Origin of the sequence: Taibaiella sp. KBW10, assembly GCF_003852495.1 — a bacterium.
Lineage (GTDB): Bacteria > Bacteroidota > Bacteroidia > Chitinophagales > Chitinophagaceae > Edaphocola.
The window spans coordinates 112,138-132,848 of sequence record NZ_QAJI01000003.1; the positions used below are offsets into that span (position 1 = coordinate 112,138).

Annotated in this window: 15 protein-coding genes; 9 read left to right on the forward strand and 6 right to left on the reverse strand. The window is 41.5% G+C overall.

Features of this window, described 5'->3' with window-relative positions:
• Positions 1-16: 16 nt before the first annotated feature.
• From DBR32_RS04780 to DBR32_RS04800, 5 genes are all read right to left on the reverse strand, one after another.
• Positions 17-2,983 (reverse strand): T9SS type A sorting domain-containing protein, encoded by a 2,967-nt coding sequence (locus DBR32_RS04780; RefSeq protein ID WP_124635165.1) that lies wholly within the window; start codon positions 2,981-2,983, stop codon positions 17-19.
• Between the two features lie 236 nt (positions 2,984-3,219).
• Positions 3,220-3,759: a hypothetical protein gene (locus DBR32_RS04785; protein WP_124635166.1), complete on the reverse strand. Its 540-nt coding sequence runs from the start codon at positions 3,757-3,759 to the stop codon at positions 3,220-3,222.
• Positions 3,760-4,031: 272 nt separating this feature from the next.
• Positions 4,032-4,448, reverse strand: a complete 417-nt coding sequence (locus tag DBR32_RS04790) for an NUDIX hydrolase (protein ID WP_124635167.1) — start codon at positions 4,446-4,448, stop codon at positions 4,032-4,034.
• Positions 4,449-4,465: 17 nt separating this feature from the next.
• Entirely contained in the window at positions 4,466-5,347 is an 882-nt protein-coding gene (locus DBR32_RS04795; RefSeq protein ID WP_124635168.1) for a YARHG domain-containing protein, read from the reverse strand.
• Between the two features lie 32 nt (positions 5,348-5,379).
• The gene (locus tag DBR32_RS04800; RefSeq protein ID WP_199724365.1) at positions 5,380-6,045 is read right to left on the reverse strand and encodes a DUF2306 domain-containing protein; all 666 of its coding nucleotides are present in this window, start codon (positions 6,043-6,045) and stop codon (positions 5,380-5,382) included.
• A gap of 153 nt (positions 6,046-6,198) precedes the next feature.
• Between DBR32_RS04800 and DBR32_RS04805 the strand changes: the two genes are divergently transcribed.
• The 6 genes from DBR32_RS04805 (at position 6,199) to DBR32_RS04830 (ending at position 12,897) form a co-directional block, all read left to right on the forward strand.
• On the forward strand, positions 6,199-7,422 hold the full coding sequence (locus tag DBR32_RS04805) for a hypothetical protein (RefSeq protein ID WP_124635169.1): 1,224 nt from the start codon (positions 6,199-6,201) through the stop codon (positions 7,420-7,422).
• A gap of 481 nt (positions 7,423-7,903) precedes the next feature.
• Positions 7,904-8,878, forward strand: a complete 975-nt coding sequence (locus DBR32_RS04810; protein ID WP_124635170.1) for a ribonucleotide-diphosphate reductase subunit beta — start codon at positions 7,904-7,906, stop codon at positions 8,876-8,878.
• A 65-nt stretch (positions 8,879-8,943) separates the two neighbouring features.
• Positions 8,944-9,333, forward strand: a complete 390-nt coding sequence (locus DBR32_RS04815) for an acyl-CoA thioesterase (protein ID WP_233559663.1) — start codon at positions 8,944-8,946, stop codon at positions 9,331-9,333.
• A gap of 5 nt (positions 9,334-9,338) precedes the next feature.
• Positions 9,339-10,985 (forward strand): ribonucleoside-diphosphate reductase subunit alpha, encoded by a 1,647-nt coding sequence (locus tag DBR32_RS04820; RefSeq protein WP_124635171.1) that lies wholly within the window; start codon positions 9,339-9,341, stop codon positions 10,983-10,985.
• A gap of 410 nt (positions 10,986-11,395) precedes the next feature.
• On the forward strand, positions 11,396-11,719 hold the full coding sequence (locus DBR32_RS04825; RefSeq protein ID WP_124635172.1) for a hypothetical protein: 324 nt from the start codon (positions 11,396-11,398) through the stop codon (positions 11,717-11,719).
• A gap of 77 nt (positions 11,720-11,796) precedes the next feature.
• The gene (locus DBR32_RS04830) at positions 11,797-12,897 is read left to right on the forward strand and encodes an acyltransferase (RefSeq protein WP_124635173.1); all 1,101 of its coding nucleotides are present in this window, start codon (positions 11,797-11,799) and stop codon (positions 12,895-12,897) included.
• A 50-nt stretch (positions 12,898-12,947) separates the two neighbouring features.
• On the opposite strand, the gene tyrS is transcribed toward DBR32_RS04830, so the two are convergent.
• Positions 12,948-14,231: a tyrosine--tRNA ligase gene (tyrS, locus tag DBR32_RS04835; protein WP_124635174.1), complete on the reverse strand. Its 1,284-nt coding sequence runs from the start codon at positions 14,229-14,231 to the stop codon at positions 12,948-12,950.
• Between the two features lie 168 nt (positions 14,232-14,399).
• Here tyrS and DBR32_RS04840 point away from each other — a divergent pair, with 168 nt between their 5' ends.
• The 3 genes from DBR32_RS04840 to DBR32_RS15695 all read left to right on the forward strand — a co-directional run bounded on the left by DBR32_RS04840 (position 14,400) and on the right by DBR32_RS15695 (position 20,653).
• Positions 14,400-15,599: a PorV/PorQ family protein gene (locus tag DBR32_RS04840; RefSeq protein WP_124635175.1), complete on the forward strand. Its 1,200-nt coding sequence runs from the start codon at positions 14,400-14,402 to the stop codon at positions 15,597-15,599.
• 30 nt (positions 15,600-15,629) lie between these two features.
• Entirely contained in the window at positions 15,630-17,978 is a 2,349-nt protein-coding gene (locus DBR32_RS15690; RefSeq protein WP_233559664.1) for a C25 family cysteine peptidase, read from the forward strand.
• Between the two features lie 2,081 nt (positions 17,979-20,059).
• A complete protein-coding gene (locus DBR32_RS15695; protein WP_233559684.1) occupies positions 20,060-20,653 on the forward strand; it encodes a T9SS type A sorting domain-containing protein in 594 nt (197 codons plus the stop codon).
• Positions 20,654-20,711 lie beyond the last annotated feature (58 nt).

Sequence of the window (20,711 nt, forward strand, 5' to 3'; positions counted from 1 at the left end):
TATAAAAACAGTCATCCTATTTTCGGATCAATTTCTGCATTTTCTCCTGTGTGCCTATTGTAATCTTTAACAGGTAAATACCTGCAGGAAGATCAGCACCCGGTACCTCTGCCTGTAATTGTACCTTTTGCTTTTTCCATATTTTTCTTCCGTTCACATCATAAAGTTCCAGGTTTGCATCCAGTTCTGTTAGGGGTAATTCTACAGTCCAGTTTGCAGTGCTGGGATTGGGATAGACAGAGACAGCCATTGCAGCCGGATTTAGGTCAGGGATTATCCCTCTTATACCATAATACTCATTGTATTCGTTAATGGTAAACCACACATTTTTTGACATATAGGACTCCCCACAACTATTTTGTGTTTTGATCCAAACGGCTCTGTAATCGCTTAGCTCCGGTTTGTACACGTTATAACTCGTTTGAGAGGCGCTATAATTTGTTCCATCCAGGCTCCATCGTACACTGGTTATATAAGGGCTGTTCGGTTTTACAGTCAGTATTTTCCCTTTTGTATATCCATTGGGGTGCAGGATATTTTCATCCGATACACTAAAGCTATAACCCGAACCTGCGGCAAAATCAAATTGTTCTACGATATCTGCCCCACAAGGATTATGAATTGTTGCCTTTACATAAGCCGGAGCATCATTGATTGCCTTGATAGTAATACTATAACTATTGGAACTCATCATTTGCACCGCGACATCCCGGTAGTCCCAGGTAACCGTGGCACCGGCCGGAATCGCATAATTATGATAAAAGGTCCGGGTACTGCCAATACATAAAGGTGTATTGACGTCATTCATTACCAGAAGGGTATTCTTGCAGATGTTCGGGCATCCTGGTTGGCCTCTCTCAATTTCTGCGGTGATCCATTTTGCCGAAGTTTCTGTCAGGGAGACATGGTCTTCATTTACCTTTGCCGTAAAATAATTATTAAAAGGAATCTCGTTATTGCATACAAGATTACGGTTATTAAAGGCATTTGCCCAGTTAAAATTGGTCTGGTTAAAAGCCAAAGCACTGACCGAAGGTATAAAGCAATGTGTTTCCTGCAATACATTTGTAAAGGTTCCGATATTCATGCCAGCTGCTGTTTCCTTGATTTCATCCCGTAGAATAGCACCGGTGGTATACGTTCCGCCGGAGACGACATCCATAGAGCCCCTGCTGTTATTGTTGTTTATATTTTCAGAAACAGAATAGGATGGATTAAAAATGCTTACAAAACCACCTACCCTGTAAAAAGGATTAATGCTGCTTCCGTAAACCGGCATTGAGGATGCTTTTACATTGATCACCTTTATAAAACCGCCTGCATATACATTGAATATTTCCACGCCTTCCGTTCCGGTCTTCTTTCCGAGAGCCGTACCATTGATCAGGGATACCTTACGCAGATTGACCGGCCAACCGTTGCTCCCGGAAATACCGTTATTGACGAGGTAATTGTTATAGTACTGCGTATGAAAGACAGCCGTACCGTTAGCACCATCCGTTTGTTCAATCAACAGCTGTCTGGCTGCTTTGGAGCGCAACTGATTATTGTAAGAATCTTTTGCGCCTTTCTTATTCAGCCCGTAGCCCATGGCATAGATGGATTTTTGCAAAGACAAGGGAATATTTGCTCCTTTATGCGGACTGTCAAAGCTCACATACAGGCGTGTATTATGATTCAGTCCATATTTTTCCATGTAAGCCAAACCATACCGGGCAATCTGCCCGCCCATGCTCGGGCCTACCACAACTATCTTTTCATTGCTTGACGATTGGCTAAGCCCGGCATTAACCAGTTGGATCAGCTTTACCAATACCATCGCATTCCGCTCTATATAATCGGCACCTCCATCTCTGTCTGCCCCGGATTCGGCCGTTTTATAATTAGGGAAATTAAGTACAATCACATCATATCCTTTTTTCCGCAACTCATCTCCCAGATGTTTATTGTTCCCATATTGAAGCAGGTCCCAAATCCCTTTTATCTTCTTATCACCCTTATATCTTTCCAGAATCCAGCGACCGTCTCCCGGATCAAAGCCATCGATTATTATGATCGGTTTTTTGATACTTTTGTCACAAGATCCCCAGGAATTATTTTGTTGATGATAAAAAATTTTATACTCCCCTTTACCCTGAGTAGCTGTTGCTTCATCATATCCTTTGAACGTAAGGTTTGTACCGGACCAAATGATCCCGTCATCATAACAGGGATCATTAAAAAAGGCGCTTAGCATGGCCACGTTTCCATTATGCCAGACTACGGGATATGTCCCGGGCAGCAGAATGCCCCCTTTTGATATTTTTATGGAGCCCTTGATCAGCGAATCGGTGATGCCGCTAATATCCAGCGATAATTCCTGCCCCGGATCTATCCGGATTTTATGGCCGGTTTCGGCCAGTGTAATCTCCATATAATCCAAATGATCAGCCGTATTATCCAGCGCAACATCAGGATCAAGGTAAAACTTAACCTGACTACCTTTGAGTTCCTGACTGGAAATGAGTGGCAGGGTTGTCCTGTGGTTCAGATAGGGGTTACCGATGCCATCGTACAAGAGGCTATCATCACCATAGACGATAGCACCATTTTTCAGGGCATTGGTATCCATACTATTAAAACGGTAATCAATATAGCCGAGTGTAATCCCCTTGTCACTCTGTTCATTTTCGAGGATACGCTGTTTCATCGCATCGGCTGTCATCATAATAGCATTCCTGTCGTAAGTGGCTAGCTCCAGTTCATACCAGGCTTGTTCCGTATAGGCATAGTCTATAAGATCTGGTAATCTTCCAAGGGACAGGTCAGCCCAGGGAAATACCCGGTCATATAAGACGCCCGAAGGGATACGCGTCTTATCCAAATGCAGGAACAGGCTGTCCTGGGTTTCAATATAGGTCTTTGTTTCCGGCAGCTCATCCTGCTGCGCATGGAGGAGGAGACTACTACCAAATAATGCTAAGAAAGATAAAATTCTTTTCATACAGATTTGTTATGGGGCTAATTAATAAAAGAGTAATCATGTGGGGTGAACCAGGCTTTTGATTTGTGGCTGATAGCGGATGTACCTGTCTTTGTATTGCTAGTGATCCCGGGAGGATTACAGTGCGTACACAAAACCTTCAATACTCATCTGGTAAACCTTGGGCTTATCCTGAGGAAATATGTTACTGACGTTCCACTACCTAAAATCTGATTATGTTTGATGCCTAAATAAGGCTAATTGGTGGGTATAATTGAAAACCGGCCATTGGTTACGTGCAATATAGTATCGGACCAGATAATACCACCCAAAACAGCAGGATCGGAATGGTATAACTGCACGTCAAATTCAAAAGTGCCGGTTAACCGTTGCTCCGTTCTTTCTGTAAAAATGATGCTTCCCGTTTGGTTTGCTTTCATTTTGTAAAAATCATCTTGCCGTATAAAATCTTTTATCCTTATTGAGGCGGAAACATCATTCAATAATAGCGTATCCCGGAGCGGCATATGATTTCCGGAAAATGAAAATTGAAACATTCCTGTGGCGTTTTGATTTTTTAAACTCAAGGCATAGATTTGGTAACCTAGGCTTCCGCTTTGGTTGCCGGCACCGAGCGTATAGGCAGAGCCCACAAACAGACTCCCTTTGGTTTCATCCTGTGGATATTCATAACGCTGGCCATTAGCCTCAAATGAAAAATACTCCGATGACTGTTTCTTTTTATTACAGGCCGTTAGTGATAAAATTCCAAGCCCTACTATATAAACCCAGTTCATATAAAATAGTTTTATTGTCGTTAAATATACAAATAAAGATAAAAAAATATATACACTTTATTTTACTAAATTATGAATTAATAACTCCTACAAATCTATATAATTGACAATCTGATGTTTGTGCTTTTTGTTGCCAGAACAAGGCTTAAAGGAGAATCCATGAAGCGGATAGAAAAACAGGAAAAGAAGACTTTACATTTGCTTTTGAGAAGGTGCTCGTAGCACAAATGAACCCTATGGGTCTTCCTGTATTGATTAAAGGTATGGCCGCCTCAAAAAGGGTGTTTGCACAACATTTTCCCCACCACTTTATCGATCGGAAGGCTTAATGTTTCCATAAGCTTTTCTTCTATTGGGTAAAACTTGAGTGTTCCGGTATCTGAGGCTTCCGGAATATATTGCCCAGCTACTAGTGTGACCAGATAGTAGATGCTGATGATCTGTGTATCATCTATGATAGATTTCTGAAAAAAGTCAGTGGTGTAAAAATGGGTACAGTCTTTTATGTTCAAGCCCAGTTCTTCTTCGAATTCCCGACGCAGACAATCTATAGTGCCTTCTCCATATTCCATACCGCCACCGGGAAATTTCACAAAACGATGCGCGCCATATTGCTCTTCGCTCAACAGCACTTCACCCTGAGCATTGATCACGATGCCATAAACCCGTACGTTAAAGTCTTTACCCATAATGCTCTGTTTCAAAACTAACGACCAAAAGTATCATAATTATCTTCTGCATATTTTTCAAAGCGTTTCAACAGCGCTACATTATCTTTTTCTACCGGCGACAGTACTGCATCTACATTACTGCTTACGGGTATGTACCAGTCTACCTGGTCAAAGAACTGGCGTACGCCTTTCTTCTTAAAGGAATAGCCATGACGGGCGTAGACCGTATTGCGAATGATCTCCAGATCGAGTTTTTTCAAATTCTTCAATTGCGCCTCGGTTAGGGCTTGCTTGGAGGCATTGATCTGATACACTTTTTCAGAGGCCGCACGATAATATTGATTCACGATCGTATCGGTACTACCATCTTCATTTTTGTAAAATTCATTCTTTGTTTTACTGTTTTCGTAATCTACATATTCCCAGTCTTTAGGTAGCATGAGATTGGCATTATAAACAAAGGGCTTTTTACTCAAAACAAATTTTTTCTTCGGCCCTTTTACGTTTTGATCATAGCTTTCCCAGGTGCCCACCAGGCTATCGCCTTGGATGTAGAAATCAAAGCGGCCATCATGTTTATCATCGCCAGGCTCATCCATCACAAAAGTATATTTCGTTCCCGAAACCGTAAGCTTACCGCTCATCGGACGATTATTCCCCTTTACCACACTCCTGCCCTGCGCACCTTTGGCTGTAATTTGCGTAATCATAATATTGATCTTTGCCGACTCGATATATTCATCATTATCTTGTACGGCATCTTCAAAATTGCCGATATAATTTCCATAGAGTTCGGTATGCAGTTCCGGTTCCACCACCTCTTTTGCAGGGGCATCAACTTGCTGCTGCGTTTCCTTGTTATTGTTACAAGCACTCAGGAGGCTTAAGCAGACAATTGCGGTAATTATTGATTTCATATGAAATGATTTAGTGGCCTGTTATAAGTGGTTTACGATCCGGCCAAGTGGACGTTCTGTTTCGCTTTCCGACGTAAAAGTAAATATTCTACCCATAATAAATTGGGTACCCAGCCCAATCCGGAGATAATCATATACACATCCATTGGCGCAGGGTGAAACAGCTTGACCAGGATAACCTTCCATAACCGCAAGGTAATCGCAGAAAGTGCCAGGGCGTAACTGCGCATCATCAATTGGCGATGTTCCTCATAGGCTTTATTTTTTACGGCTATCCATGCCTTAAGAGTAAAGATAAACCATAAGATGGCTAAAGTGGTGAAGAATAGTTTTGCGACCCAGCCGCCATTGGCATGTAAGCCTATCACAAAACCGGAGGGCGCTGCAAAAAAGAGTACAGAAACGATATAGATAAAACCCAGTACACGATGTAGCTTTTTTCTTTGCTTCAATATTGCCCGATTAAATTGTGTAAAACCCGCAGGTAAGCAAAACATGGCGGAACAAACGTGGATGTAGAATATAGGAAGGTAATACCCGATCTGTGTAACCTCTGTCTGCTTGATTTGCAGGAAAGCCGCTTCCGGGCTAAAAGGGAAATAGCGGAGGGTTATTTCTAACATCAGCACCGCAAAATATGCCAAAGCCAAAAGCAATGCTACATAGAGATATTTGCCGGATGTTTTCCCTAAACTCATGCCCCTAAATTAAGAAAATATTTTGCAAGATTGCCGCCGCATTTATACGGTATAAAAAACCGTAGCAATCACTATGATTTCGGCGCACAAGAAGGTAGCTTTATAGAAAAATAAAAATATATAAAATGATTTCCCTAAACACAAAAATAAAAAATGATGAAACACAAATCTTTACTCCTCCCGATGGGTTTGCTCTGCTATTTGGCCCAACCCGTTTTGGCACAAAAGGCCGCCACAGACAGCTGTAGTACCGAACCGCAATATTTTGTAGGCATCTCCAGCCCCAATAGCGATCACAGTGTGTACACCGCTATGCAAAACATATGGTACTCCAACGAACAAATTTCCTATCTGGCCATCCCCAACTTCAAAACCGTAGCCAACCCGGCTATTCCGCTAAGAGACGGTGAAGGAAAAAGCGGTTTTCTTTTTGAAGGCAATTTATATCACCAGGCACCTATCATGATGGGGCGTAATCTTAGTAATCATTTATGGCAAACCTCGCGGCTCACGTTTGATTACGGATTCAATATCAGGATGGCTAAAGATCCTTCTAATCCGCTTGTGCCGAACAACAACGTTATCGGGTTGACCATCGACAAGATTCTCTGGGATTCGTATACCCGGTTTCAACCGCTCAAAAGAAACAGCGCCTATGCTTTCTCTGACTGGAACCGGCTGGAACAAGCCCTCACGACCGTCTCTCTGAACATCACGGCACATCATTTCTCCAACGGGCAGCCTCCCGGATTCTTTTTAAGGGATACGATAAACGGGATACCCCAACAAAGAAATAATTATTTGCGTGGCGATTTTTCGACCAATTATCTGCAGGTAGGTATTACGGCTTCGCACATGACCGCAAAGAGAAGTATTTTTTCGATTAAACTGGCTTATCAGCGGGATGGGAATGTCTTCGGCCCTTTGAGTTTTTCGGACGAACAGGTCAAGAGTTACGGGCAAGACCGTCTGAAAGGCTTTATTCAATACCGCTTCGTAGGCAGAAAAGTAAATCAGAAGGGCGGCACTACTATAATCGCGGCCATTTGTGACAGCTGTAGCCCGCAAAGAACGGTAAGATTACACAGAAGTTACGAACTCCTGGCCCGGCTGGATTATGAGTATATACTTGGTGATCTGAGCCTGTACCCGCATCAAAAGAAATACCGGTTTAACCCACATTTCTATCTGATGTACACCCGTCAGAAATGGCGTGCCTTAGGGTTTGTGTTCCACTATTATCATGGCCGTGATTATTCCAATATCCGATACGACTTACCCATTTCTACTTTTATGGCAGGCATCAGCATTAATTTCAATAAATTTAATATCCCTTTCTCCAATAAACAACGGTTTAGTTTAGTGTCCAAAAAGTAATGATATGGCTAATTGCACATCGCCAATTAGCTCTTAAATACACAAAAAACAGGCGCCGGAACCAATGCGTAAAGCGGTTTCGGCGCTTTTAGGGCTGAAAGTAAGGCAGACAAAGGCCCGAACGAATAAAAACCGCTACAGTACTGCATTGTACAACATTATCAACAAGCTGTGCATAAACTAAATCTTTAAAAATTCTGCTAAATATTACCTTTGGAAACCGAAAGGTTCATATTGGGTATTAAGCATTCGGTATAGAAGATATACAGAAGAAGAGATTGGGGGAATCGTGTGCAATTCACGAGCTGTAGCGCAACTGTGAGTAATTCATCATTACAAGTCAGGCTACCTATTTTAATACTATGATTTTTGCTTTCGCTAAAAAGCAATGTCTGCCCTTCTTGCGTACACCTGTTACGCAAATGGATAGCGTTGCTTTGAACGGAATATTATTATTCTTTTAAACAAAAAAGTTATCGCTATGAGTATTTTTGACTTCAGACAGAACTATAAACCATTCGAATATCCGGAGGTTTTACAATTTACAGATGCGATTAATAAATCTTTCTGGGTACACTCGGAGGTCGATTTTACCGCCGACCTGCAGGATTTCCACTCTCACCTTAGTGTTGCCGAGCAACAATCTATCAAAAAAAGTCTGCTGGCGATTGCACAAATAGAGGTAAGTGTAAAAACCTTCTGGGGCAATTTATACACGCATTTACCCAAACCGGAATTTAATGGCTTAGGCAGTACTTTTGCCGAATGTGAGTTCCGCCATTCCGAAGCCTACTCCCGCCTGCTGGAAGTACTGGGATACAATACCGAATTTGAAAAAATCCTGGAGATTCCGGCCATTCAAAAGCGCATCCAATACCTGGGTAATGCCCTGAAGAATGCTAAAAGCGCCGAACCACAGGAATACATCATTTCCCTGGTGCTGTTCACCATCCTGATCGAAAATGTTTCTTTGTTCAGCCAGTTTGCCATCATCCTTTATTTCACCCGTTTTAAAGGATTTATGAAAAACACCAGCAACATTATTGCCTGGACTTCTGTAGATGAGCAATTACATGCCAATGCAGGGATATACCTCATTAACGAGATCAAAAAAGAATTTCCGGAATACCTGAATGTTGATCAGGAAGCCAAAATCCAGGAGATCATTAAAGAATCCCTAACCATTGAAGCGGAAATCCTGGACTGGATTTTTGAAGATGGAGAACTGGAAAAAATCTCCAAAACAGATATCCTTAATTTCATGAAATACAGGATTGACGATAGTTTGGTTAAAATCGGCTTATCTAAAGTATATAATATCAAAGAAGCTGAATATATGCCGATGCAGTGGTTTGAAGAGGAAGTATTTGCCAATAGCCTTGATGATTTCTTTGCTAAACGCCCGGTAGACTATACCAAACATGATAAGAGTATTACCGCTATGGATTTGTTCTAAGCGAGAGCGAAGCACATTCCTCAAAAGCACATTCCTGATCTGATAATCTTAATCGAAACATAATAATGATGAACGTAGCGGAAAGAATAAAAAGCGCTGAGACGAGAATATTTAAAGTGGTTTTTCCAAACACCACAAACCACTATAATACGCTGTTTGGCGGTACCGCAATGCAACTGATGGATGAAGTCGCCTTCATTGCAGCTACCCGCTTCAGCAGAAAAAGAATGGTAACGATCTCTTCCAGCCAGATCGATTTTAAAGAATCTATTCCTGCCGATACGATTATTGAATTGGTTGGTAAGATTACAGAGATCGGTAATACCAGCTTAAAAGTTTCTGTAGAGATTTTTCAGGAAACAATGTTTGATGATGAACGTAAAAGATCGATCAGTGGCATGTTTACTTTCGTAGCGATCGACGAACACAAAAACCCAATTAAAATACTAGATTAAAAGATATGGAAAGATTATGGTGGCTCAACGAGGAAAGTGAGCAGATACTCAACAGGGGCTATTTATTAAAAGGAGAAACGGTAGAAGGTGCTATCGACAGGATTTGTACAGCAGCAGCACAACGTTTATACAAACCGGAATTCAAAGAAGGCTTTAAGGAGTTGATTGAAAAAGGTTGGATGAGCCTGAGCTCCCCGATCTGGGCCAATATGGGTACAGAGCGTGGATTGCCTATTTCCTGTTTTAATGTCCATATTCCGGATCATATCGAAGGAATTACCCATAAATTGGGAGAAGTAATCATGCAAACCAAAATAGGTGGTGGTACTTCTGGCTATTTTGGTACCCTAAGGGAACGCGGCAGTGCCGTAACCGATAATGGTAAGAGTAGCGGTGCGGTTTCTTTTATGAAATTGTTTGATACGGCTATGGATACCATCTCTCAGGGAGGGGTACGCCGTGGTGCTTTTGCCGCCTATCTGGATATTGACCATCCGGATATAGAGGAATTTCTGTCTATTAAAAACATCGGACATCCAATCCAAAACCTGTTCTTCGGGGTATGTATCCCGGATTACTGGATGCAGGAAATGATCGACGGAGATATGGCTAAGCGGGAAGTATGGGCCAAAGTATTGGAATCAAGACAACAAAAAGGCCTGCCTTATTTGTTCTTTACCGATAATGTAAACCGTAACAAACCACAGGTATATAAAGATAATAACTGGCAGATCAACGCCAGCAATCTCTGCTCGGAGATTGCCTTACCGTCCACTATAGACGAGTCTTTTATCTGTTGTTTATCTTCTATGAATTTAGAGTTGTATGACGAATGGAAAGATACGGAAGCGGTAAAAATGGCGATTTTCTTCCTGGATGCAGTGTTGCAGGAGTTTATTGTAAAAACAGAAGATAATTATTATTTAGCAGCAGCCAACAGATTTGCGAAAAGACACCGCGCCTTAGGTTTGGGTGTATTAGGATGGCATTCTTATTTGCAGAAAAACGGGATTCCGTTTGAAGGCCTGAAAGCCAAACAACTGACGAATGAGATATTCAAGCACATTCACGAAAAATCGGAAAAAGCAACCATTGAGTTAAGTTATATCTATGGCGAGCCCGAAGTATTAAAAGGCTACGGCAGAAGAAATACTACCCTTCTGGCGATTGCCCCTACCACTTCCTCATCTGCTATCCTGGGCCAGTCTTCGCCGGGTATAGAACCCTTTAGCAGTAACTATTACAAAGCGGGTTTATCGAAAGGGAATTTTATGCGTAAGAATAAATACCTGAAAGCCCTCTTAGAAGAAAAAGGACTCGATAATGAGGATACCTGGAGAACGATCATGTTGAATAATGGTAGTGTACAGCATGTCGAGGAATTGACCCAACAGGAAAAAGATGTGTTTAAAACCTTTAAGGAGATTTCCCAATTGGAGATTATCCAGCAGGCATCTATCCGTCAGGGCTTTATCGATCAGGCACAAAGCCTGAACCTGAATATTCCGTCTAATATGCCGATCAAAGATGTGAATAAGCTGATGATTGAAGCCTGGAAACTAGGCGTAAAAACCTTGTATTACCAACGCAGTCAAAGTGTATCAAAAGAACTGGTGAATAACCTGGTGACCTGTAGCAGTTGTGAGTCTTAAGAAGATCCCTGCTTAGGTCGGAAGAACAATACATGAACGCTTGTCTTTTTGAATGCAGCGAAGCGGAATGAGAAATCTAAACAAATTTTTATGGATTCCTCCTTACGTCGGAAGGACAAAAAAGACAATATAAAATCACATGACTACCCGCATTTAGGCCACTCTTTTTTTGGTCCTTTTGTTGCCACAAAAGGACCAAAAATGCCTGTTTTCATCAAGGCAAAAGGTAGCAATAGCTATAAATGGAAACCAAAATAATAAAGAAAGTCTTTGTTTACTAAAGCAGATATTCAATTAAATTACCCCGATCCGGAGTCCTCAAAATGCTTAATGAGGACTCCGGATTATTTTAATGCACCCCTACCCGCTGCATAACCAAAAATCAATTTATCTTTAAACAAAAAAAGTCCATGACTACTGAAGAAGCATTTTATACTTCCATTGGCCAATCCATTTCCGAAGCCGAACAAAGCCAGATGTTTGGTAAACCTTGCTTTAAAATAAACGGCAAAGCCTTTGTTTCTTTTTTTCAGGATGCCATGGTGTTTAAGCTTACCGGTAATACACGTGAAGCAGCACTACAATTAGCAGGTGCTGTATTGTTTGACCCTTCGGGTAAAAACAGGCCGATGAAAGAATGGATACAGGTGCCCTATGCCCATCAGAGTGAATGGTCGCGGCTCGCGCAGGAAGCCTTTCAATACGTAAAAAGTAATAAAACAAGGATGCAATAAGGATTTATTGTGCTGCTTACTCAGGCGTACAATCAGTGATCAATACAATCCGGTAATCGATAAATTACGCAAAAAAAATGCAGCAGAAGTTTTACGGATTAGACCATTTAAGAGCCCTGGCAATTATTCTAGTTTTTTTCTTTCATTATTTCATACTCAGTAGCGGGCAACCGGCATGGCTGCCGGGTCTTGCTGCCTTCGGATGGACCGGAGTAGATCTCTTCTTCGTACTGAGTGGCTTTTTAATTTCAGGGGCCTTATTTTCCCGGATTGGCAAAGGGCAAACCATTGCACTCCGATCCTTCTATCTAAAAAGATTTTTCAGAATAGTTCCGGCATACCTGATCACCGTCGGACTGTATTTTTGTATTCCTCTTTTTCGCGAAAAGGAACATTTACCTTCCTTATGGAAGTTTTTAACGTTTACGCAAAACTTCGGCTTGAACCTGAAAGATCAGGGTACATTTTCTCATGCCTGGTCCCTTTGTGTGGAAGAGCATTTTTATCTGTTCCTGCCTTTGATTCTTTTATTGCTGCAATTCACCAGAAGTATGAACCGCGCCTACCTCTTACTTATGGCACTGTTCGGACTGGGATTCCTTACAAGATGGTACAGCTATCATTACTTATACCTGCCGGAAATAGAAAACGCAAATGATTGGGTTTATTGGTACAAATATATTTACTATCCGACCTACAATCGATTAGATGGCCTGCTGGTCGGTGTTACCATTGCCGCAATCTATCAATTTTCGCCCCGTTGCTGGTCTACACTATCGAAATATGGTAATGGATTTATGATTTTGGGTATCGTACTACTGGCGCTTGCATATTTTTTATGTGCAAATCAGCAGACATTTAACGCATCCATTTTCGGATTTCCGTTAATTGCCTTGGGGTATGGATGTATGGTTACCGGGGCAATAAGCCCGGCCAGTTTTTTGTACCGATGGCAGTCCCGGGGCACCACTTTTATCGCAAGCCTTTCTTACGCCATCTACCTCACGCATAAAGGAGTCGTTCATATAACGCATCAATTGCTGGCCGACTATAAGGTGAATGAAAACCTGATGCTCCTGATTTGTATTATTATGTGTACTGCAGCAGCTTATTTACTACATCGCATCGTAGAAAAGCCATTTATAAAACTAAAAAACCGGTTAACCGGAACGCTGTAAATGCGGCTCCCGGTCTCCGGTTTTTATTTCTTTATTTGTGTAACTGCTATTTATTCAAATACAGCTAAATAATATTGTTTCTTGCCCTTTTGGAACAAGATATATTTATCATTTAAAAGATTGTCGGTCGTGATGCGGGCATCAATGCCCTGAATTTTTTCTTTATTCATACTCACCCCGCCGCTCTGTAACATTTTACGGGCTTCCCCTTTAGAAGGAAACACATTGGTATCCGCAAAGAAAGTGATCAAGTCCAAGCCTTCATTTGTCAACGCTTCTTTCTTAAAACTCACCTGAGGTACCCCATCCATAATATCCAGCAACTGGGCTTCATTCAGGCTGATTAATGCTTCCTGAGTGGCCTTTCCAAACAGTATTTCTGTAGCTTGCTGCGCAAATTCCAGGTCTTCTTTGGAATGCACCATCGTTGTAACCTCTTCGGCCAGGCGTTTTTGGAGCATTCTCAAATGAGGTGCTTCTTCATGTGCCTTAATCAATTCATGAATCTCAGCCACAGGTATAAAGGTGAAAATCTTGATCAGGTTTTTAGCATCCTCATCCGTAACGTTCAACCAGTATTGATAGAACACATAAGGAGAGGTTTTGTTGCGATCTAACCAGATATTACCGCTTTCCGTTTTACCAAACTTTCCGCCATCTGCTTTTTTCAATAAAGGACAGGTGAAGGCAAAGGCTTCTCCCTGCGCTTTACGACGTATAAATTCGGTACCGGTCACGATATTTCCCCATTGGTCGCCGCCGCCAAACTGCAATTTCACACCCATATTTTTGTACAGGTGAAAAAAGTCGTATCCCTGGATGAGCTGATAAGTAAACTCGGTAAAAGACAAACCAAATTCCAGACGCTTTTGTACGGAATCCTTAGCCAGCATATAGTTTACCGTAATATGTTTACCCACATCACGAATAAAGTCTAAGAAGGAGAATTGCCCGATCCAGTCATTATTATTAACGATTTCAGCTTTATTGGAGAGGGTTTCATCAAAATCGATGAATTTCTCCAATTGCTTGCGAATCCCTGCAATATTTTTATCAATGGTGGCTTCATCTAATAAATTACGTTCTGCCGATTTCCCTGTGGGATCACCAATCATTCCCGTTGCTCCACCAATGAGTGCAATAGGTTTATGTCCGGACAGCTGTAAATGCTTCAGCAAAATAATGGGCAGCATACTCCCGATATGTAAACTATCGGCCGTAGGATCAAAACCCACATAAGCACTCACCACCTCTTTGGCCAACAATTCTTCGGTACCAGGAATCATATCCTGTAACAAACCACGTTCTCTTAACTCCGGAATAAAATTTTTCATCAACATTACTTTAAGGTTGGCAAATTTATTAAGAATAATCCGAACCATCAACAGGAATAGTTCGTACCTTATTTATAAGGAAGCCAATAAATTACAAATTGTTAGTATATAAATAGCAATATTTTAGTTAAATTTGCCGTTTAGCGCATAAACTCAGGAAGCATTCACATGAAAATAAAAAATATACCCATTACATTCATTATCTTAAGCTTGCCTATTATCTCAACTGCCCAAAGCAGGATCTATGTCAATGAATATCTAAATATTGGCGTAGGGGCACGTGGTTTAAGTATGGGCGGTGCACAGTCGGCTTCCACACATGATGTATATGCAACGTATTGGAATCCGGCAGGTTTGGCACAAATGCAAAACAATGCAGAACTTGGTTTGATGCACTCGGAGTATTTCGGGGGCATTTTCAAATATGATTATGGTGGATTAGCGATAAAACTTAAAGACAAAAAACGAGCAATTGGCGTTTCTTTTATTCGATTTGCCACAGATAATATTCCCTATACCCTGGATTATGTGCAACCGGACGGATCATTTGATGAGAGTAAGCTCAAAGCTTTTTCTGCCGGTGATTATGCCTTCACCTTTAGCTATGCGCAGCAATTGGGCTGGTTTAAAAATAAGAAAGATTTCAGTGCAAGTTTTGGAGCCAATGCAAAAGTGATCTACCGTAATGTCGGGAGCATGGCGAATGCCTGGGGTGCAGGAGTCGATCTGGGACTGCAGATCAAGGCGAAACAATGGTACTTTGGGATTATGGCAAAAGATATTACAACCACCATTACGTCCTGGAGCTTTCACCTAACGGAAAAAGAAAAAGAAACGTTCAGCAAAACGGGCAATGAGATTCCAATTAAGTCCTATGAAGTCATGAATCCTAGAATCAATCTGGGTATAGGCCGGCATTTCATCAATCCTAAAAAAGATTTCCAACTAGGCGCGGAAATTGGCCTGGATGTAACTACAGATGGAAAACGTATTGCGTTGATTTCGTCCAAACAGGTGAGTGTCGATCCCCGGATGGGCCTCGAGGCTTCTTATAAAAACACCATCTTCTTAAGAGGGGGTATTAGTAATATGTATCATGCAACGGATAATGCCGATACCACAAATACCCGGAAATACTTCGTATTTCAACCGGCAGTAGGGGTAGGTTTTAAATTGAAACAGCTACATATTGATTATGCGTTTACAAGTTTGAATATGCAGGACAATCCTTTATACTCACATGTAGTCTCTCTGAAGTTAAATTTCAATAAAGCCAAAAAAGCGAATCCGGAAGCAGAAGCGATTCCTCCTGCTCCGGTAACACCAGCTCCGGCAGCGCCTGTAACCGAACAACCGATTAAACCATAAGCCTCTCCTCACCCTATTAATTCAATGATTATGTATAGAAATTTATGCAACAAAAAGACAGGATTATTTTCTGTGATTTTGGCTTTAGTATTTTTCTCCAACAATATACTTACCGCCCAGCCATTGGGTAACGAATGGATCAATTACAGCCAAACCTATTTTAAATTTAAGGTAGGAGAAAATGGCATCTATCGCATTCCTTACAGCGTCTTGCAAAGCTATGGATTGAGCAATGTACAAGGGGGACAGTTTGCCCTGTACAGAGAAGGGCTGCAATTACCGGTATATGTCAGCACCAATGGTTCTTTTACCGCTGCAGACTATATAGAGTTTTATGGTACCAAAGCGAATGGAAAGATGGATACGGAGATGTATCTCAATGCTTCGGAACAACCTAATGATGAAGTAAACAGCATATCTGATACGGCCTTTTATTTCATCACCTATACGGCCAATAGCGGTGGTAATACAAGATTGAGCCTGAACCCAAACACGATGCCGTCCAATCCGCCGGCAGCAGAAGCGTATTGTATGACCACGGCCTACCCTACGACTTCTTTAAGAACCAGCTTCTCCAACGGAGAGTCTTATTATCTGGGATCAGAGTTGGTATATTATTATTCCGGAAAGTATGATAAAGGAGAAGGTTGGGGGCTCACCGGATATGCACCCACCAGCTTAACGTACAATACCCCAAATGTATATACCGGTATCAGTGCCATATTACAAAGTGTCGTATTCTGGAATTCTAAGCTTGGCGGAGATTTAAAATTCACTTTAAATGGTAATTCGATATTTGACACGGCAGGTCTGGCGCCTTATAACCTTATCAAAAGAAATGTAAGCGTTAACACCGGCAGCCTTTCTGCAACAAATACCCTTAATGTATCTAATGTTTACCAATATGGCTATACGATACAGAAAGCAAACCTTTATTATCCCCGTAATTATAATTTTGCCGGTATCGCCAATTTAAATTTTGACGTGCCCAACAATAACAATACCCAACTGATCTCCCTGACGAATGTGGGTAGTGGAACAAACGCCCTGATCGACATCAATACGAATAATATATACCATCTTAACGGCTCGGGTACAATCAACTGCATTTTACCTCCGAATGGTGGTACCTTCAGAAACCTTTGCTATACACAATCGCCCAAAAACATCCTTGCCTTAACACCTGTAACCTTTAAGAATTATAACCTTACGGCCAACCAGGGAAGCTACCTTATCCTGACCGATCAGGCGCTGGTGAATATACCGAACAGTGCCGTTGCGGCTTATAAATCGTACAGAACCTCTACTGCCGGTGGGGCCTATAATGTTGCGGTGATTGAGGCAAATGAATTGTATAACCAATTTGGGTATGGATTCGATTATCATGCGCTGGCCATCAAGCGATTCCTGAAATATGCGCAAAGCAACAGCAACTGGAGCAGCAAACCGGAATATATGTTTATTATCGGGAAGGGCTTAAGCTATCAGAACATCAAAGGATATTTAGAAAACCAAAGTGCTTTTGATTTTCCGGCAGTTCCTACTTATGGAACACCAGGCTCTGACAACCTCTTTGCAGAAATAGGCAATAGCAATATTCCTTCTATTGCGATTGGCCGTATTTCTGTATTGAATAATACGGAAGTGGCTAACTATCTGGAAAAAATAAAATCGTATGAGGCAGCCATAAAAACACCGGCTGTACCGAATTTAGAAAATAGCTTGTGGAAGAAAAAAGGGCTGCACATTGCCGGTTCTCAGGGTGCCAATATTCAGGCAGAACTGTATTTAGGCCTTAATGCCTGCAAAAGTATTATAGAAGATACGCTGACCGGTGCTACCATTATTACTTCGGGCAAAAGCTCTACTGATGTTATTGAAAACGCGAGCGCACAGATCGATTCATTGATCAAATCAGGCGTACAATACGTTAACTTTTTTGGCCACGCCTCCTCCAGCGGTTTTGATTACAACCTGAATAGCCCGGAAAATACGACTACGAAGCCCAGGTTCCCCATATTCATGGCACATGGTTGTGATATCGCTAATATCTTTACCCTGACGGTATCGAAAACCATCAGCGAGCGCTACCTTGATGTGGCCAATGGTGGTTCTATTGCGATGATCGCCTGCGACAACTATGGCTGGACAACTATGGCTGGACAAGTTATCTGGACAATTATATGCGCGGTATGTACCGTAATATTGCTTACAAAGAATATGGCAATACGCTGGGAAAACAGTACAGAAATAACCTGGAAGGGCTGCAAAATGATAACCCGTCTAATATCTATACCGCTATCCACACACAAAATATGTTACTGCAGGGAGACCCCGGCCTTTCTGTTTACAATCCTGATAAGGCAGATTTTTTCGTAGAAGATGTGCTGCTATCCAACAATCCCTCGATCGTTAATACCACAATCGATTCCTTTACCTTAAATGCAACGGTTTACAATTTGGGTATGGCCGTAAATGATTCTGTTTACGTATACCTGAGCCATACAAAAGTAGGCTCTTCTGTTGTCCTCTTTCAGGATTCCGTTAAAATAAAGATCTTAAATCATAAAACCATCTCCTTTAGAGTACCGGTCAATCCCCTGACCGATGTGGGATTAAACAATTATACCATCAACGTCAATAAAGCGGCTTTACCGGATGAGATTTCCTTTGCCAATAATAAAGCGGTATTGCAATTGTATATTTCTGAAAACAACCTTACACCGATATATCCTTATAATTTCTCCATAGTGCATGAGCAGAATATCGAGTTAAAAGCCTCAACCCTAAATCCGTTTTTACCTAATACCCGGTTTTTAATGGAAATAGACACTACCGAGAAGTTCAATAGTGCATTTAAACAAACCAAGAATATTACCAGCCTGGGTGGTGTCATCAAGTGGCAGATTCCCTTCCAGATGACCGATAGTACCGTCTATTATTGGAGAACGACCATTGATACCCTCATTAATGGTAACCGTACCTGGAACAACAGTTCTTTTATCTATCTGGCCAATGGTTCTGAAGGTTGGAACCAGTCACATTATTTTCAATATGCCAAAGACCAGCTTAATGGTCTCGATTTAGCAGAAAACGACCGTCATTTCCACTTTGGGGCACACGTGAATAATGTAAGAATACTCAATCAGGTTTTTGGCTTTAATGCATCTTATTCTTCTAACTTTTTAAACAACGTCAATCTGGGTAATGCCGGTTGCGTATTTGAAGGTGGGGTACAATTTGTACTGATCAGTCCGGTTACCGGTTTGGCTATGGTGAATACGGGGCAGTATGCGGGTACCATACCAGTATGTCTCAACAGGATGTACCATTTTGAGTTTGCGACAACAAATGCGGCCTCCCGGAAAAGTGCCATGGATTTCCTCCAAAATATACCGGATGGTTATTATGTGATGACGAAGTCCATTATGAGTACCTCTTCCGGAGAAACGTATATTGACACCTGGAAAAACGATACCACACTTTATGGTTCCGGAAAATCCCTGTATCATTCATACATCAATGCTGGCTTGACCGACATCAATCAATTCACTTCAAGAAAACCATTCATTTTCTTTTTCAGAAAAGGCGATCCTTCATTTGCCCCTTCACAGGTAATGGGTAATTTAAGTACCGACAATGTGACTTTGGAAAGAGACTTTAATACTTATGACACCAAAGGCAATATGAACAGTACGACCATAGGGCCATCCAGCGAATGGAAAAGCCTTTTATGGTCTCCGAAATCGAACGATAATCATTTGGAATATGACAAGAATTATGTAAAAGTATATGGCCTCTCCGGTAATGACAATGCCACAGAAACCTTGTTATTCACTACCAGCAACACCGACACTTCCATAGCAGGGATCAGTGCTGCACAATACAAGTATTTAAGATTAGAATGGTATACCGAAGACAGTACCCTATCTTCCCCATCAGACCTGCGCTACTGGAGGGTTTTATACCAACCGCTGCCTGAAGCCGCATTAAACCAATTAGTAGCTTTCCAGTTCAAAGATTCGCTGCAACAAGGTGAAACACTATCTTTAAAATTAGGCGTGGAAAACCTGACCCGCTTACCCATGGACAGCATGCTGATCAAATATAAACTGATTGATGCAAATAATGTAACCCATACCATCGGTACTACGCGTTATAAACCATTGAAAGCATTGGATACGCTGGTCACGCATTTCCAGTTTGACCCTTCTGCCTACCTGGGTAAAAACGTATTATATGTAGAAGCGAATCCTGATTTTGACCAACCGGAAGAATACCATCCAAACAATCTCGGCTATCTTCCTTTTTACTTAAAATCAGACCAGATCAACCCGGTCATGGATGTAACTTTTGACGGTATTCATATCCTGAATAATGACATCGTTTCTGCCAAACCAATGATCAAAATACTCTTGAAAGATGAAAATTTACATAATCTTTTAGCCGATACCTCCCTAATGCAAGTGAGCCTTAGAGATACGGCAAACAGAACGTTTGTAACCATTCCTTTTGATGGTACGGTATGTAAGTTTATACCGGCCAGTAACAATGGAAAGAATGAGGCCTATATCGAGTACAGACCTACATTGGCAGACAATACCTACACGTTGCAGGTGAGCGCCAAAGATAAAGCAGGAAATCTGGCCGGAAGTACCAGCAATAAATATGAAATAGGCTTTATTGTACATAATAAGGCGACGATCACGAATGTACTCAACTACCCTAACCCCTTCTCCACCTCAACACAGTTTGTGTTTACCCTGACAGGCTCAGAAATTCCAAGTCAGTTCAAAATACAAATCATATCCGTTACGGGCAAAGTGGTAAAGGAGATTACAAAAGGCGAATTGGGCAATATCCATATCGGCCGCAATATGACCGAGTACCGCTGGGATGGCCGCGATCAGTTCGGACAACTTTTGGGTAATGGTGTCTACCTCTACAGGGTCATTACAAATAATAATCAGGGAGAAAGCATAGAGCTCAGCAAAAACAATTCGGTAGACAAGTTCTTTAAAAACGGCTACGGAAAATTATACATCATGCGATAAGAGAAACGGCCATCTTGCTACAGATGGCCATTTCTTTTTGAGATAAACATTATATTTA

Bases quoted from the DNA above. Each gene is read 5' to 3' on its own strand.
- DBR32_RS04780 (WP_124635165.1), bottom strand. From the start codon at position 2,983: ATGAAAAGAATTTTATCTTTCTTAGCATTATTTGGTAGTAGTCTCCTC.
- DBR32_RS04785 (WP_124635166.1), bottom strand. From the start codon at position 3,759: ATGAACTGGGTTTATATAGTAGGGCTTGGAATTTTATCACTAACGGCC.
- DBR32_RS04790 (WP_124635167.1), bottom strand. From the start codon at position 4,448: ATGGGTAAAGACTTTAACGTACGGGTTTATGGCATCGTGATCAATGCT.
- DBR32_RS04795 (WP_124635168.1), bottom strand. From the start codon at position 5,347: ATGAAATCAATAATTACCGCAATTGTCTGCTTAAGCCTCCTGAGTGCT.
- DBR32_RS04800 (WP_199724365.1), bottom strand. From the start codon at position 6,045: ATGAGTTTAGGGAAAACATCCGGCAAATATCTCTATGTAGCATTGCTT.
- DBR32_RS04805 (WP_124635169.1), top strand. From the start codon at position 6,199: ATGATGAAACACAAATCTTTACTCCTCCCGATGGGTTTGCTCTGCTAT.
- DBR32_RS04810 (WP_124635170.1), top strand. From the start codon at position 7,904: ATGAGTATTTTTGACTTCAGACAGAACTATAAACCATTCGAATATCCG.
- DBR32_RS04815 (WP_233559663.1), top strand. From the start codon at position 8,944: ATGATGAACGTAGCGGAAAGAATAAAAAGCGCTGAGACGAGAATATTT.
- DBR32_RS04820 (WP_124635171.1), top strand. From the start codon at position 9,339: ATGGAAAGATTATGGTGGCTCAACGAGGAAAGTGAGCAGATACTCAAC.
- DBR32_RS04825 (WP_124635172.1), top strand. From the start codon at position 11,396: ATGACTACTGAAGAAGCATTTTATACTTCCATTGGCCAATCCATTTCC.
- DBR32_RS04830 (WP_124635173.1), top strand. From the start codon at position 11,797: ATGCAGCAGAAGTTTTACGGATTAGACCATTTAAGAGCCCTGGCAATT.
- tyrS (WP_124635174.1), bottom strand. From the start codon at position 14,231: ATGAAAAATTTTATTCCGGAGTTAAGAGAACGTGGTTTGTTACAGGAT.
- DBR32_RS04840 (WP_124635175.1), top strand. From the start codon at position 14,400: ATGAAAATAAAAAATATACCCATTACATTCATTATCTTAAGCTTGCCT.
- DBR32_RS15690 (WP_233559664.1), top strand. From the start codon at position 15,630: ATGTATAGAAATTTATGCAACAAAAAGACAGGATTATTTTCTGTGATT.
- DBR32_RS15695 (WP_233559684.1), top strand. From the start codon at position 20,060: ATGCAAGTGAGCCTTAGAGATACGGCAAACAGAACGTTTGTAACCATT.